Genomic DNA, 14,596 nt, shown 5'->3' on the forward strand with positions numbered 1-14,596 from the left:
GGGTGCTTCAGGCGAGGTCGACGACCAGTGGGCGGTGGTCGGAGATCTCGGCCCTGGGGGTGGCGACGGCGGTCACGGCGCTGAGCCGGTCGCCGTCGCGGGGGTCGAGCAGGATGTGGTCGAGTTGGACCCGGGGTTGCCCGGTCGGGTAGGTGGGTTGGCGGCCCAGGGGGCGCCAGCGGGAGACGGCGGCGGCGAGCCCGGCGGGCAGGTTGAGGTCGCCGAGCAGGATCCGTGGTGCGGGCAGGTCGCGCAGGGCGCGGACGACCTGGCGGAGTTGGTAGGCGTTCCAGCCGGGGACGAAGGACAGGTGGGTGGCGGCGGCGGTGATCGGGCCGAACGGGGTGTCCAGGACGGCGGCGAGGACGACCCGGGGTTCGTCGCGGAGCAGGAGGAGGCCGCCGCGTGGGCCCTGGACGTAGGCGGGTGAGCGTACGGGTGCGGCGCGCATCCGGGTGACCTGCCAGGAGCGGGCCGGGTAGCGGCTGACCAGGCCGACGCCGTAGCAGGGTTCGCCGTGGCCGTCGTCGTCGTGGTTGAGGGGGCGGAAGTGTTGGCCGGGGTGCCGACGACCGCGGCGGCGAACCGGTGGCTGGGTGCGTCCAGGGCGCGGGCGGCGACGGCGGTGAGGTCGAGGTGTCCGCTGCGGGACTGGTCGCGGTCGACCTCCTGGAGGGCGAGGATGTCGGCGTCGAGGGTGGTGACGGCGGCGGCGAGGCGGTCGGCGTCGACGAGGCCGTCCGCCGGTGAGCGGCCGTGCAGCAGGTTGAAGGTGACCAGGCGCACCTCTGCACCCTACGGGTGGGGATGGCAGGCTTGTCGGGTGCTCTTCAAGGCGTTGTGCTGTTCGATGGTGGTGTTCGTGGCGGTGGCGTCGGTGGGCCTGGCGTTGCGCCGGGGTCGGCGGCGGCCGTGAGTGGTGGGGCGGTGGCGCGCGGCGGGTGACGGGTCAGCCGGGGTGGCCGGGGGCGGTGAAGCGGCCGGCGCGGATTTCCCGTAGGGCGCGGCGGCGGGTGTCGCCGCGCAGGGTGTCCACGTAGAGGCGGCCGTTGAGGTGGTCGTGCTCGTGTTGCAGGGCGCGGGCCAGGAAGTCGCTGCCGCGGATCACCAGGGGTTCGCCGTGCTGGTCGAGGCCGCGGGCGGTGATGTGCCGGGCGCGGGGGGTCGGGAAGTACAGGCCGGGGATGGACAGGCAGCCCTCGTCGTCGTCCTGGAGTTCGGTGGAGGCGTCCTCAAGGGTGGGGTTGACCAGGTGGCCGCGGCTGCCGTCGGCGTCCCAGACGAAGACGCGGGCGGCGACCCCGATCTGCGGTGCGGCGACGCCGGCTCGGCCGGGTGCGCCGAGTAGGGTGTCCATCAGGTCGGTGACCAGGGCGTGCAGTTCGGCGTCGAAGCTGGTGACCGGGTCGCATTCGGTGCGTAGCACGGGGTCGCCGAGGATCCGGATGGGCCGCATCGTCATGACCGGAAGGCTATCGGTTCGTTACTGCCGGCGGCCATCCTCCCCCGGTGTCCCGGCCTTGCGGGTGGTGAGTACGGAGAGTAAGGATGGGGAGTCCGCGAGTCGCCGTGTGGGAGCGTTTCCATCCGAGTAGACCGATGTTCCTCATCCGTTGGGAGGATTCTGTGGTATGTCCACCCGAATGTGTTCGTTGAAGTTCGCTTTCGCTTGGTAACGTGCGTCACTAGTCATGTGAACCATGACACAGCACCCCCCACAATGCGGAGAACCCCGATGTGCCAGCACCAACCCACCTGCCCCCGGCTGACGCCACCGACCGGGAGGCTGCCCGGGTCATCGCCTGTTTTCGTGAGCAGGGCTGGAGCCTGCTCTGCAACGGTGTCATCGTGTTCGAGGACACCGGCGAGCTGCTTCCCGACGGTCGTACCGTGGCCCCGCACCGCGGCCCGGCGCGGCACGTCGTACCGGCCTGACTCCCTTACCCTCCGTGATCGCGGTCGGATCCGGCGGCATCGTCGTCGCCCGGTGACCGGGCCGACCGCGGCCGCCGAACCCCGGCCGGATCCTCAGTCCTGGAACTCCTCCGGCGGGGGGCAGGCGCAGACCAGATTCCGGTCACCGTACGCCCCGTCCACCCGCCGCACCGGCGGCCAGTACTTCCCCGCGGCGGTGGCGCTGCCCGGATAGGCCGCCACCGAGCGCGGGTACGGCCGGTCCCACTCGTCGGCGGTGACCATCTCGGCGGTGTGCGGGGCGTTGCGCAGCGGGTTGTCCCCCGCCGGCCAGCGGCCCGCACCGACCTGGTCGATCTCCTCGCGGATGGCGATCATCGCGGTGCAGAACCGGTCCAGCTCGGCCAGGTCCTCGCTCTCGGTCGGCTCCACCATCAGCGTCCCGGCCACCGGGAAGGACATCGTGGGGGCGTGGAAGCCGTAGTCGATCAGCCGCTTGGCCACGTCGTCCACGGTCACGCCGGTCGCCTTGGTCAGCGGCCGCAGGTCCAGGATGCACTCGTGCGCCACCAGGCCCTTGTTGCCGGCGTACAGCACCGGGTAGTGCCCGCGCAGCCGTGCCGCCACGTAGTTCGCGGCCAGCACGGCGACCCCGGTGGCCCGGGCCAGGCCGTCGGCGCCCATCATCCGCAGGTACGCCCACGGGATCGGCAGGATGCCGGCCGAGCCGTGCGCGGCGGCCGAGATCACCGGGCGGGCCGACCCGCCGGCCGCGACGGCCCCGGACGCGGCGTCGTCGGTCATCGTGCCGGGCGCGGCGGCCGGCCCGCCGGCCAGCGGGTCGCCGGGCAGGAACGGCGCCAGGTGCGCCCGGACGGCCACCGGGCCGACCCCCGGTCCCCCGCCGCCGTGCGGGATGCAGAACGTCTTGTGCAGGTTCAGGTGCGACACGTCCGCGCCGAACCGGCCGGGCTTGGCGAACCCGAGCAGCGCGTTGAGGTTCGCCCCGTCGACGTACACCTGGCCGCCGGCGTCGTGCACCTTCGCGCACAGCGACGCGATGCCCGTCTCGTACACCCCGTGCGTGGACGGGTAGGTGACCATGATCGCGGCGAGCCGGTCCCGATGCTGGTTGATCTTCGCGTCCAGGTCGACCAGGTCGACGTTGCCGCCGTCGTCGCAGGCCACCACGACGACCCGCATGCCGGCCATCACCGCGCTGGCGGCGTTGGTGCCGTGCGCCGAGGCCGGGATCAGGCACACGTCCCGCCCGGCGTCGCCGCGGCTGTGGTGCCAGGCGCGGATGGCCAGCAGCCCGGCCAGTTCGCCCTGCGACCCGGCGTTGGGTTGGACGCTGACCGCGTCGTACCCGGTGACCTCGGCCAGCCACCGCTGCAACTGGGCGATCAGCTCCCGGTAGCCGGCGGTCTGCTCGGCCGGGGCGTACGGGTGCAGGTGGGCGAACCCGGGCCAGCTGATCGGCTCCATCTCGGCGGTGGCGTTGAGCTTCATCGTGCACGACCCGAGCGGGATCATCCCCCGGTCCAGCGCGTAGTCGGCGTCGGCGAGCCGGCGCAGGTAGCGCAGCATCGCCGTCTCCGAGTGGTGGGTGCGGAACACCGGGTGGGTGAGGAAGTCCGAGTCGCGGCGCAGCCGCGCCGGCAGCGGGTCACCGGCCGGGCCGGCCGTACCCGCGCCGGAGCCCGCGGCGGGCGGGGCCGGCGCGTCGATGCCGAACGCCGCCCACACGGCCGCCAGGTGCGCCCCGGTGGTGGTCTCGTCGCAGGCGATCCCGACCCGGTCGGCGTCCACCGGGCGCAGGTTCACCCCGCGCCGCGCCGCCTCGGCCACCACCTGCGCGGCCCGGCCGGGCACCCGGGCGGTGACCGTGTCGAAGAACACCGGGTGGACCACGTCGACCCCGCCGCCGGTGAGGCCGTCCGCGAGGGTGCGGGCCATCCGGTGCGTCCGCCGGGCGATCTCCCGCAGCCCGTCCGGGCCGTGGTAGACCGCGTACATGCCGGCCAGCACGGCCAGCAGCACCTGCGCGGTGCAGATGTTGCTGGTCGCCTTCTCCCGGCGGATGTGCTGCTCCCGGGTCTGCAACGCCAGCCGGTACGCCGGGCGGCCGTCGGCGTCCCGGGACACCCCGACCAGCCGGCCGGGCAGCATCCGCTCCAGGCCGTTGCGCACCGCCAGGTAGCCGGCGTGCGGGCCGCCGAAGCCCATCGGTACGCCGAACCGCTGGGTGGTGCCGGCGGCGATGTCGGCGCCGATCTCACCGGGCGGGCGCAGCAGCGTCAACGCCAGCAGGTCGGCGGCCACCGTGACCAGGGCGCCGGCGGCGTGCGCGGCCTCGACCAGCGGTACGTGGTCGCGCACCGCCCCGGAGGCGCCCGGGTACTGCAGGTGCAGCCCGAAGAACTCCGCCGGCAGCGGCTCGACGTCCAGGTCGAGCACCCGGACCTCGATGCCCAGCGGCTCGGCGCGGGTGGCCAGCACCGAGCGGGTCTGCGGCAGCGTGTCGGCGTCCACGACGTACACGTTGCCGCGGGTCTTCGCGGCCCGGCGGGCCAGGGTCATCGCCTCGGCCGCCGCGGTCGCCTCGTCGAGCATGGAGGCGTTCGCGACCGGCAGGGCGGTCAGGTCGGCGACCATGCTCTGGAAGTTCAGCAGCGCCTCCAGCCGGCCCTGGCTGATCTCCGGCTGGTACGGGGTGTAGGCGGTGTACCAGGCGGGGTCCTCCAGCACGTTGCGCCGGATCACCGCCGGGGTGTGGGTGCCGTGGTACCCGAGGCCGATCATCGACACGGCGACCTGGTTGCGGCCGGCCAGCTCGCGCAACTCGGCCAGCGCCTGCTCCTCGGTGGCCGCCGGCGGCAGGTCCAGGGTGCCGTGCCAGCGGATCACCTCGGGAATGGCGGCATCCATCAGCTCGTCCACGGAGCCGAAACCCACCACGTCCAGCATCTGGCGGATGGCGGCGGCGTCCGGTCCGACGTGCCGGTCGGCGAACTGCGCTGCGGTCATCGGGTGCTCCCGGGAGGTCGATGTGAGGATCGGCCTCCCCCTCTGTCACCCGGCCGTGCCGCCGCCGCGTTCCAGAGTGCCTGCCCCCGCGGTCCCTTGTGCCTGAGAGGTTCCGGGGAGGATTTGCCCCTTCGGCGCCGCTCCCGGCGGTGTCCGGGTGGCGGTCTCTCCCGCGTGGGTGGTACCGGCGCGCTCCACGCTACCAGTGCCGACCTGCGCTCACCGGGGCAGACTCCCCGCGATCATGACCCGGCGGCGGCGGTCAACCGCGCCGACCGGGACGAACCGCCCGGCACCGCCCGGGACTCCCCGGGCAGGGCGCCGACCAGGGCGGTCAGCGCCGCGCCCAGTGGCGCGTCGACGGTGTACGTGGCCAGGTCGTCGCCGCGGGTCGGACCCTGGTTGACGATGGCCACCGGGATGTCCCGGCGCGCCGCGCGGATGACGAACCGGCGACCGGACATCACCGTCAGCGACGATCCCAGGACCAACAGCAGCCGGGCCTGTTCGACCAGGGAGAAGCAGCCGGCCACCCGGTCCGGTGGGACCGACTCGCCGAAGAACACCACATCGGGTTTGATCATGCCGGCGCAGTCGGCGCAGTCCACCGGCCGGAACCGGTCGATCTCGCTGTCCGGCAGCTCCACGTCGCCGTCGGGGTTGACCGGGCCGGTCCGGGCCGCGAAGAACCCGGGATTGGCCGCCCGCAGCCGGGTGTCCAGCTCCGCCCGCCCGCTGCGGGCGCCGCAGTCCAGGCACACCACCCGGTCCAGGCTGCCGTGCAGCTCGATCACCGAGCGGGCGCCGCCGGCCTGGTGCAGCCCGTCGACGTTCTGGGTGATCACCCCGGCCAGCAGGCCACGGTGTTGCAGCGCCGCCACGGCCCGGTGGCCGGCGTTCGGCCGGGCCCCGGCGATGGTCCGCCAGCCCAGGTGGCTGCGCGCCCAGTACCGGCGCCGGGCCAGCGGATCCCCGGTGAACACCTGGTAGGTCATCGGGGTGTGCCGCCGCGCCACCCCGCTGGGACCCCGGTAGTCCGGGATGCCCGACTCGGTGGACAGCCCCGCTCCGCTGAGCACCACCACACCGCCGGCCGCCACCTGCCGAGCCAGCGCGCCGAAGGGTTCACCCGCCAGTTCCGTCACCCGTCCATGCTGCCTCGCCGGGGCGCGGAACGGCGAGGCGACCCCGGGTGGCGGACCGCCGCCCGGCCCGTCCCGCCACCCCGTGCCCCGTGCCGTGTGCCCCGGCCCTGCCCCGGGTCGTGCCGCCAGCGCACGGCGGCCGTGCCCGGGGTCAGTACCGCTGCTCGTGCCGGGGCAGCGCCGGACGGCCCGCGGAACCGGCGACCGGCTGGCCGCCCCCGCGGCCGCCGCCGAACTGGTCGCCGTCGCGGCCGTCGCGGCCGAACTGCGCGTCCTGCCCGCCGGCGGTGAACCGACCGCTGTCGCGGCCCGGCTGGCCACCCTCCCGACCCGTCCCGAACTGGGCACCGCCCCGGGCGACGCCGAGCTGGCCACCCTCGCCGCCGGCGACCGGGTAGCCACCCTCCCGGCCGGCGACCGACGGGTTGCCCGGGCCGGCCACGGCCGGCTGGGCGCCGTCGCGCGCCAGCTTGTCCATGGTGCGCGACAGGTGTTCGCTGCCGTCGTGCAGGTGCTTCGCCGCCGCCTCCATGTGCGAGATCATCATCTCGCCGTAGATGCGCAGCGCCTCCTGCATCGCGGCCGACTCGGTGAACTCCGGCCCGGCGGTGGCACGGTAGTTCTCCACCGCCTGCTCCGCCTCCCGGCGGGCGTCCTCCACCGCCGCCTGCACGTACGCCTCGTACTGCACCCGGGCGTAGTCGGCGACCCGGCGGGCGTAGTCGTGGGCCTGCGCGATGATCTGCTCCGCCTCCCGCTGGGCGGCCGAGAGCAGGTTCACCTCCTTGGCGCCGGGACCCTCGCTGCGCTGGCTCGGGATCACCCCGTGCCGGTACAGCTCGACCTGGTTGTTGATGCGCTCGTTCTCGGCCCGCAGGTTCGCGATCTGCCCGGCCAGCACATCCAACTCGTCGGCCACCTGGATGCGGAACGCGTCCACGGCCCGCGGGTCGTACCCGCGCCGGGTCAGCGACGTCTGCTCGAACGTCCACCGGCGGGCACGGTCGGCGGTGAGGCGGACCTGCGGCGGGGCGGATGTCACCTCCGTCCCGTCGTACCTGCTGATCGGAGCCGCGGTCACTGGTTACCTCCCGGCGTGGCGGAGTTGTACTGGTCGGTCGCGTCGATCTGGGTCCGCCACGCCGGCCCGTACCAGTGGGTGCCCAGACCCTCGTGGTGCAGCCGGCCCGGGTCGTAGCCGGCGCCGCGCAGCGCCCGCACCGAACCGGCGACCATCTCGTCGGAGCCGCACACGAACACGTGCCGGTCCCGGAAGTCGCCCTCGGACAGGACGGTGTCCACCGCCCGGGCCGGGTCGCCGTCACCGTCGGGTTCGCCGCCGCCCAGGGCGTACCGGACGGTCAACCACGGATGCGACGCGGCCAGCTTGTCCAGCGCCTCCCCGTCGTACAACTCCAGCGGGGACCGGGCACCCACGTACAGGTGCACCCGGCGGTCCCGGTCCTCGGCCGCGACCTGCTCCACCAGCGCCTTCAGCGGCGCCCAACCGGTACCGCCGGCCAGCAGCAGCAGGTCACCGCCGCCGGCCCGATCCAGCAGCAGCCGGTCACCGACCGGGCTGGACAGGTGCACCTGGTCGCCCACGGCCAGGCCGTAGACGAGCCGGGAGCTGACCACACCGCCCGCGACGGCCCGCACGTGCAGCTCCAGGGTGCCGTCCGGGCGGGCCGCGTTGGCCGGCGAGTAGTACCGCCAGCTCCGCGCCGTCGGCACCGACACCCCGACCGACTGGCCGGGGGTGAACGGCAGCAGGTACGACGGGCGCAGGGTCAGCACCGCCACGTCGAACGTGCGCCGCTCGTGTCCGAGCACCTCACCGACGTACCACGGCGGGCTGACCTTCTCGGCCTCCCGCGCGGACTCGGTCATCACCTGCGCCACCACCCCGTACGCGGCGGTCCAGTCCGCGGCCAGGTCCTCGGTCCAGTGCCCGCCGAGGAAGTGTTGCAGGGTGGCCAGCAGCGCCTCCCCCACCGCCGGGTAGTGCTCGGCGCGGACCGCGAACTTGCGGTGGTCGGCGCCGAGGCTCTGCAGGAACCCGACGAGCCGGTCCACCTGGTCCACGTTGGAGACGATGTGACCCAGCGCGGTGACCAGCCGGTCCCGCTGCCCGGCCATGTTGGTCGGGAACATCTGCCGGGTGTCCGGGTGGGCCAGGAACAGGGTCGAGTAGAAGAACAGCGGCACCTCGTCGCCGTGCGCGGCGACGAGGGACCAACTGTGCTTGAGCCGGTCGACGTCCACGCTCAAGCGCCTACCGGCTGGTCGTCGGTCACGACCTGGTCCTGCACCTGGGCGAGCACCTTCTGCACGTTGTCGACGATGTCGGCCGGAACGTTGAGCTGTTCCAGGGTCGCCACCAGGTGTTCGCCCACCAGGTTGTAGTGCGCCGCCGGGATGTGCAGCGGCTTGTGCGCCTCACTCAGCGACCGGCCGGTGTAGGCATCGGGGCCGCCGAGCACCGTGGTGAGCATCAGCACCAGGTGCCGGCGCTGCCGGTCCATGTCGACGGTGGTGAAGTACGGGGCCAGCCGGGGGTCGTCCAGCACCCGCACGTAGAACTGCTGCACCGCGAGCTTCACCGCGTCGGTGCCGCCGATGCGGTCGAAGGGGGAGCCGGCCGCGGCGGGATTGGGGTTCGGGTCAGTCATGGAGGGGGTTCCTTCCCGAGGATTGCAAAAGGTATCTGGCAGCGTGAGGGGTCACCGCCGGCCACGCGCTTGGCAACGTTGCCGTCACGGCACGATAGCGGTACCACCCGCCCGGCGGTGCGCTCTGGTCCACCACATACGCGTTTCCGCTGGTCAGGGCCGTATTGACCGGGCTCGCATCGTCCCACGGACGGGACCGGACCCGGATGGTCGGTGCGGTCCTCTCAGGAGCCCGGTGCCCCGCCGCCCGGCGGTCGGGTAATCGGCGGCCGGGCGGATCAGCCGGCGCGCCGGCGGGCGCGCCGCAGCGCCAACTCGTCGCCGACCGCCGGTTCCTCCGGCGGCGCGACCGGTTCCGCGGCACCCACCGGCTCGGCCGGCAGGTGCGACAGGGACCCCTGGATCTCCTTGAACGCCCCGCCGATCGCGATCCCGAACACGCCCTGGCCGCCCTGGAGAAGGTCCACGACCTCCTCCGGCGACCGGCACTCGTACACCGACGTGCCGTCCGAGATCAACGTGATGCCGGCCAGGTCCTCCACCCCGCGCGAACGCAGCGTCTCGATCGCCCGCCGGATGTTCTGCAACGACACCCCCGCATCCAGCAGCCGCTTGACCACCTTCAGCACCACGAGGTCGCGGAACGAGTACAACCGCTGGGTGCCCGAGCCCGACGCGTCCCGGATGCTCGGCACCACCAGCGCGGTACGCGCCCAGTAGTCCAACTGCCGGTAGCTGATCCCCACCGCATGACACGCGGTTACCCCACGGTAACCAACCTGTCCGGTATGATCGTCCGGCCCGCCGTCCGAGGCGTCCTCGCCGACCGCGTCCGGGTCGAAGCCACGACGGGCCGCGACAACCGGATCAGGATCTCCTGGCTCATGCATCCGGACAACCTCCCCGCGTTGCGGCGACACGTCCCAACGGAACGCCACCACCCTCGACGAGGCAACCCTATAGCGCTCCCATGCGTTCAGCGCGCACGATCCACCACGACACGCCGCTGATCGTCCCCAACCGGCTCGGCGCGCCACACGACCCGCACCCGCCCGAGCCGGGAACGACCACCGCGCTCAGCCCGCGAAGTCCTCCGGCCGCACCTGCTCCAGGAACTCCCGGAACTTCTCGACCTCGTCCTCCTGCTCGTCCGGGATCACGATGCCGGCCTCGGTCAGCACCTCCTCGGCGCACCGGATCGGCGCACCCACCCGCAACGCCAACGCGATCGAATCACTCGGCCGGGCCGACACCCGCAACCCGTCCCCGATCAGCAGATCCGCGTAGAAGACGTTCTCCTTCAGCTCGGTGATCTCCACCGCCCGCAACGGCGCCTTCACGGCCGCCAGAATGTCCCGCAACAGATCGTGGGTCAGCGGCCGCGCCGGCTTGACGCCCTGCTGCTCGTACGCAATCGCGCTGGCCTCCACCGCACCGATCCAGATCGGCAGGTAGCGGTCACCCTCGACCTCCCTGAGCAGGACGATCGGCTGGTTGCTGGGCAGCTCCACCCGAACCCCGACCACGCTCAGCTCGCGCACCGCCGCCTCCGTGTCGTCGTAACTCCGCCAGCACCGCCACCGGCGGGCTGCTCGCCCACCGGCGCGACATGCCCTGTCTCTGCACGGTACACGGGACACCCGCGCACCGCCCCGGGCCGGACGCCCGAAATTGTCCGCCCGGTCGCGGTCACGGCTTACCCCGGAAGCCTACGGCACGCCCCAGCCGAAAGATCTTTGCGCGGTCCGAGGCATCCGTCACCGCCCCAGCGTCTCGCGCAACCCCACCCGGACCAGCGCCGCGTGCAACTGCTGCGACAACGCCCCCAGCTCCCGCGCCAGCTCCGCCGCCCGGGCCCGCGCCGCCGGATCACTCTGCCGCGCCAGCGGCGCCACCAACTGCGCGAACAACCCGACCTCCCGGTCCGCGGCCGTCCGGTACGCCCGCAGATGCCGCGGCTGGAACCCGTACTCGGCCAACCCCGCCACCGCCCGGCAGATGATCAACGCGTCCGAGTCGTACCACCCGGGCGACCCGGACACCACGATGCCCAGCCGCTCCAACTCGGTGAGCGTCGCCTCGTCCAGCCCACTGCGCCGGACCAGGTCCGCCCGCGGCAACCGGACCTCGGCACCCTCCAGCTCCGGCTGCTCGGCACCGACCTGCGGCACCTCACCCGCCGGCGGAACCGCCACCAACGCCGGCCGGACCCGACCCGACTCCCCGTCGGCGTCCAACTCCGCCAACTGCGCCCGGATCACCCGCAACGGCAGGTACTGGTCCCGCTGCGCGCTCAGCACGAACCGCAGCCGGGCCACGTCCTGCCAGCTGTACTTGCGGTAACCCGCCGGCGTCCGCTGCGGCTCCACCAGGCCCTCGGCCTCCAGGAACCGCAGCTTCGAGATGGTGGTGTCCGGGAACTCCGCCCGCAACTGAGCCAGCACCTCACCGATGCTCATCAGCGGGTGGGCACGACCCTCCGAGGAGGCCGCGCCAACCCGCTGCGGCACACCGGACGCGGCCGCCGCCGCACGGTCGCTCACCCCCGGCCGGCCTCCTCCTCCGGACGCGGCCCGGCGATGAACACCAGCCGGAACTTGCCGACCTGCACCTCGTCACCATTGCTCAAGGTGGCGGCCTCGACCCGCTCCCGATTCACGTACGTGCCGTTCAGGCTGCCCACGTCACGAACCGTGAACGTCCCACCGTCCCGGTGGAACTCGGCGTGCCGCCGCGACACCGTCACATCGTCGAGGAAAATGTCACTGTCCGGGTGCCGGCCGCTGGTCGTCACATCGTGATCCAGCAGGAACCGGGCGCCCGCGTTCGGCCCACGTCGCACGACGAGCAAGGCCATACCGGGAGGCAGCGAACCGGACATCCGGCTCGGCACGACATCGGCGTCGGGCCCCTCCAGCACCTCGTCAAGGGAACCGAGATTGAGCGTCGACGTGACGTCGAGTGGGGGGAACTCGTCGTCTGGGCGCGTCATTGGACCACCTCACGGATCTCTTTCGGTCGGCGTCAGGGTAATGGCGGGTCTGGCCGCCGGGCGGTTATCGGCCCGGCGGCTGGCTCCCCCGTGCCCGGGAAGGCAAATTCCGCAACGCGCAACTATTGGGTCTTCGGTCGACTGGGCGAGCCTAGCCAGCGCCGAAAAACAGGGCAACCAGACGCGCGGCACAACCTCGCAGGCAGCGGCCGCGCTCAGCTTTCGGTGAGCTGCCGGTAAGCGGCCGCGCTCAACAACCGCTCCACCGCCTCCGGATCCGCCAACTCGATCTCCACCAGCCAACCCGCACCGTACGGATCGGTGTTGATGATCTCCGGCTGATCCGCCAACTGATCGTTCCGCCGCACCACCGTGCCGGTCAACGGCGCGTAAATCTCCGAGACGCTCTTGGTCGACTCCACCTCACCGAGCGACCCACCGGCCTCCACCGCCGTACCCTCGTCGGGCAACTGAACGTAGACGATGTCACCCAGAGCGTCCTGGGCGTAATGGGTGATCCCCACCCGCACCGTCCCGCCGCCATCCCCGGCAACCCACTCGTGCTCGGCGGTGTACCGCAGATCCTCAGGAATCACCAGACGCGTCCTTCGCCATCATCTCAACCGCAGCCAGCACAACCACGAACCGGGCCGACCGGCGACCCGGCCGCACCCGATCAGGAGACCGGATGCGCGTACTTCAACTCGCTCGCCGGACTCAACGCCCGCACGTCCACCACCGCATGTTCGTCGACGATCACGTTACCGCCGTCGCCCGCGACCGACGCCACCACCCCACCGGCAATGTTCAGCGCCGTCCGCATCGTGTCCGGCTCCCCCACCACGGTGAGCGTGAACGGACCGGTCAACCGCCGCCCACCCACGGTGATCCCACCACCGTCGGCATCGAGGAAGTACGTCGAGGCGATGATCCGCACCGTGGCACCGTCCCCGCCGGAGATCTCCATCGCCTCCGCCCCGGCACCCCGCAACTCCTGCACCGCGTCCAACACCGTCGCCGCACCGATCGGCTTGCTGCCCGGCGAGAACCGCACCGTCAGACCCGGACCCCGGGCCGGCAACGTACCGGCCAGAATGCCCAACTCGTCCGCCCGCCGGGTCGCCTCCTCCAACGCCGCCTGCCGGCCCTGCGCACCCGAGGCCAACTGCTGCTGGCTGTCCTCCAGACCCGCGATGTCCTGCCGCAGCCGCTGCTGCTGCGCCTCCAGGTCCGACAGGATCCGCACCAGGTCCTCCTGCCGCGCCGAGGCCAGCGTCTGATCCGTCGAGTTCGACCGCAACTGCACCGCCAGCGCGAACCCCAGCAGACCCAACAGCAGCACGATGATCCCGCCGGCCGCGCTCGGACGGCGCAGCCGACCCCGCGACCCGGCGCCGTCCACCGCAGCGTCCGCATCCACCCCCGCATCCGCCTGCCCGTCCGGCGACGCGTCGTCGCCGTCCGCGCCGTCCCGGCCCGCACCCGGCGCCGGATCCGCCGCCGGACGCGTGCCCGCCGGCGTCCCACCGCCCGGCCCCGTCACCAGCGGACCCACCCCGTCAGCGGGCGGGGCATCCGGCCGCGGATCCGGCGGGCCGGCCGACTCCGCCGGACCCACCGGCTCCGGCCAGCCGGTACCCGTCTCGTTCGACTCCGACTCCGACTCCGGTCGCCGCTCACTCATCCCGACCGCCTACGCCCGGAACAGGTGCCGGCGGATCGCCGCCACATTGCCGAAGATCCGCACCCCGAGCACCACCACCACACCGGTGGACAACTGCCCGCCAACACCCAACTGGTCACCCAGGTACACGATCACCCCCGCCACCAGCACGTTCGAGATGAACGAGATCACGAACTGCTTGTCATCGAAGATCCGGTCCAGTTTCGCGCGTACCCCGCCGAACACGGCGTCCAACGCCGCGATCACCGCGATCGGCAGGTAGGGCTGCAACGCCGCGGGCACCGTCGGCCCGAACGCCACACCCAGCAACACGCCGGCGATCAGCGCCAGGACAGCGATCATCGGCCGCCTCCAGAAGGGGTGGAAGAAGAGGAACGGGGGTCTGTGTCGAGGAGGACCGCACGGTCGGCGTCGCGCTCGAATCCGCCGGCGGCGTCGCATAGCGCAACTGCGGCTCGTTCGCCGCCGGCAACTCCAGATCCTCGGCATCCTTCACGTCGAAGCCCATACCGTACCGGGAGGACACCGCACGCATCGTCGCCGCCGCCGCCGTACGCGAGAACCGGTCCGACATCCGCGCCGGCCCCACCGCAGACACCTCGTACGGCCCCGACACCGGCCGGAAGTCCACCAGGATGTTGCCGCCGGCCGCCCGGATCGTCGACGTGGCGGTCAACCGCTGGCCATTGATCGACACCGCCTCGGCGCCAACCGCCCACAACGCGTTCGCGATGTCCTGAAGATCCCGGTCCAGCACCCGACCCAGGTTCGGCGTCCGCGCCCCGGTCACCGCGTCCGACTTCGCCGGCGCGTCCGAAACCCGCACCACCGCGCCGTCGCCACGCACCCGACCCAGACCCGTCGCGGCCTCCAGATCACGCAGCCGCGCCGCCTCCTGGCCGCCCACCGCCGCATCCCGCAGCGCCGCGACCTCCTGGCGCAGCGTGTCCGCCTTCGCCGACAACCGGTCGTTGTCCGCCTCGCGCTCCTTGATCTGGCTCACCAGCCCGGCCCGCGCCTTCGCCCGCCCCGGCTCGTCGGCCAGCGTCTGCCGGTAGGCCACCGCGAACAGGAACCCGACCAGCACCAGCACCACCAGCGCCAGCGCCTGCGCAGCCCGGCGGCCACCCGCACCGCCCGGCGCGGCGGTCCGCTTCGC

General features: G+C 72.8%; 14 protein-coding genes, 2 pseudogenes and 1 riboswitch. Of the genes and pseudogenes, 1 reads left to right on the top strand and 15 read right to left on the bottom strand.

The genetic code is table 11. The features are described from left to right. Positions 1-7 precede the first annotated feature (7 nt). Together CIK06_RS14405 and def are read right to left on the bottom strand one after the other, a co-directional pair. Positions 8-786 (bottom strand): annotated as a pseudogene (locus CIK06_RS14405) (endonuclease/exonuclease/phosphatase family protein). Between the two features lie 163 nt (positions 787-949). Continuing rightward, the gene (gene def / locus CIK06_RS14410; RefSeq protein ID WP_095565259.1) at positions 950-1,462 is read right to left on the bottom strand and encodes a peptide deformylase; all 513 of its coding nucleotides are present in this window, start codon (positions 1,460-1,462) and stop codon (positions 950-952) included. 273 nt (positions 1,463-1,735) lie between these two features. On the opposite strand from def, the pseudogene CIK06_RS14415 reads away from it, so the two are divergent. Further along, a pseudogene (locus CIK06_RS14415) lies at positions 1,736-1,935 on the top strand (DUF5999 family protein). A 93-nt stretch (positions 1,936-2,028) separates the two neighbouring features. Here CIK06_RS14415 and gcvP read toward each other — a convergent pair. The 13 genes from gcvP to CIK06_RS14480 all read right to left on the bottom strand — a co-directional run bounded on the left by gcvP (position 2,029) and on the right by CIK06_RS14480 (position 14,533). Continuing rightward, a complete protein-coding gene (gene gcvP / locus CIK06_RS14420) occupies positions 2,029-4,944 on the bottom strand; it encodes an aminomethyl-transferring glycine dehydrogenase (RefSeq protein WP_095565260.1) in 2,916 nt (971 codons plus the stop codon). A 79-nt stretch (positions 4,945-5,023) separates the two neighbouring features. Next, a riboswitch (glycine riboswitch) is annotated at positions 5,024-5,127 on the bottom strand. Positions 5,128-5,186: 59 nt separating this feature from the next. Next, positions 5,187-6,089: an NAD-dependent protein deacetylase gene (locus tag CIK06_RS14425; protein ID WP_369916154.1), complete on the bottom strand. Its 903-nt coding sequence runs from the start codon at positions 6,087-6,089 to the stop codon at positions 5,187-5,189. A gap of 151 nt (positions 6,090-6,240) precedes the next feature. Continuing rightward, complete coding sequence (locus tag CIK06_RS14430; RefSeq protein WP_232534209.1) at positions 6,241-7,170, bottom strand: DivIVA domain-containing protein; 930 nt, start codon at positions 7,168-7,170, stop codon at positions 6,241-6,243. After that, positions 7,167-8,354: a globin domain-containing protein gene (locus CIK06_RS14435; protein WP_095565261.1), complete on the bottom strand. Its 1,188-nt coding sequence runs from the start codon at positions 8,352-8,354 to the stop codon at positions 7,167-7,169. The genes CIK06_RS14430 and CIK06_RS14435 overlap by 4 nt, the downstream gene beginning before the upstream one ends. Positions 8,355-8,356: 2 nt before the next feature. Beyond that, positions 8,357-8,761, bottom strand: a complete 405-nt coding sequence (locus CIK06_RS14440) for a group 1 truncated hemoglobin (protein ID WP_095565262.1) — start codon at positions 8,759-8,761, stop codon at positions 8,357-8,359. A gap of 278 nt (positions 8,762-9,039) precedes the next feature. After that, positions 9,040-9,651: a MerR family transcriptional regulator gene (locus CIK06_RS14445; protein WP_095567832.1), complete on the bottom strand. Its 612-nt coding sequence runs from the start codon at positions 9,649-9,651 to the stop codon at positions 9,040-9,042. 186 nt (positions 9,652-9,837) lie between these two features. Further along, positions 9,838-10,302: a bifunctional nuclease family protein gene (locus CIK06_RS14450; RefSeq protein WP_095565263.1), complete on the bottom strand. Its 465-nt coding sequence runs from the start codon at positions 10,300-10,302 to the stop codon at positions 9,838-9,840. Positions 10,303-10,518: 216 nt separating this feature from the next. Next, complete coding sequence (locus CIK06_RS14455; RefSeq protein WP_369916156.1) at positions 10,519-11,304, bottom strand: MerR family transcriptional regulator; 786 nt, start codon at positions 11,302-11,304, stop codon at positions 10,519-10,521. Then, positions 11,301-11,753 carry an FHA domain-containing protein gene (locus tag CIK06_RS14460; RefSeq protein ID WP_095565264.1) on the bottom strand — a complete coding sequence of 151 codons (453 nt, stop codon included), beginning with the start codon at positions 11,751-11,753 and terminating at the stop codon, positions 11,301-11,303. The genes CIK06_RS14455 and CIK06_RS14460 overlap by 4 nt, the downstream gene beginning before the upstream one ends. A gap of 215 nt (positions 11,754-11,968) precedes the next feature. Continuing rightward, on the bottom strand, positions 11,969-12,349 hold the full coding sequence (gcvH, locus tag CIK06_RS14465; protein WP_095565265.1) for a glycine cleavage system protein GcvH: 381 nt from the start codon (positions 12,347-12,349) through the stop codon (positions 11,969-11,971). Between the two features lie 80 nt (positions 12,350-12,429). Further along, complete coding sequence (locus tag CIK06_RS14470) at positions 12,430-13,437, bottom strand: DUF881 domain-containing protein (protein ID WP_095565266.1); 1,008 nt, start codon at positions 13,435-13,437, stop codon at positions 12,430-12,432. A 9-nt stretch (positions 13,438-13,446) separates the two neighbouring features. Beyond that, positions 13,447-13,737, bottom strand: a complete 291-nt coding sequence (locus CIK06_RS14475) for a small basic family protein (RefSeq protein WP_232534210.1) — start codon at positions 13,735-13,737, stop codon at positions 13,447-13,449. Next, the gene (locus CIK06_RS14480; RefSeq protein ID WP_232534211.1) at positions 13,619-14,533 is read right to left on the bottom strand and encodes a DUF881 domain-containing protein; all 915 of its coding nucleotides are present in this window, start codon (positions 14,531-14,533) and stop codon (positions 13,619-13,621) included. Before CIK06_RS14480 ends, CIK06_RS14475 begins: the two co-directional genes overlap by 119 nt. Positions 14,534-14,596: the final 63 nt, after the last annotated feature.

Origin of the sequence: Plantactinospora sp. KBS50, from assembly GCF_002285795.1 — a bacterium.
Lineage (GTDB): Bacteria > Actinomycetota > Actinomycetes > Mycobacteriales > Micromonosporaceae > KBS50.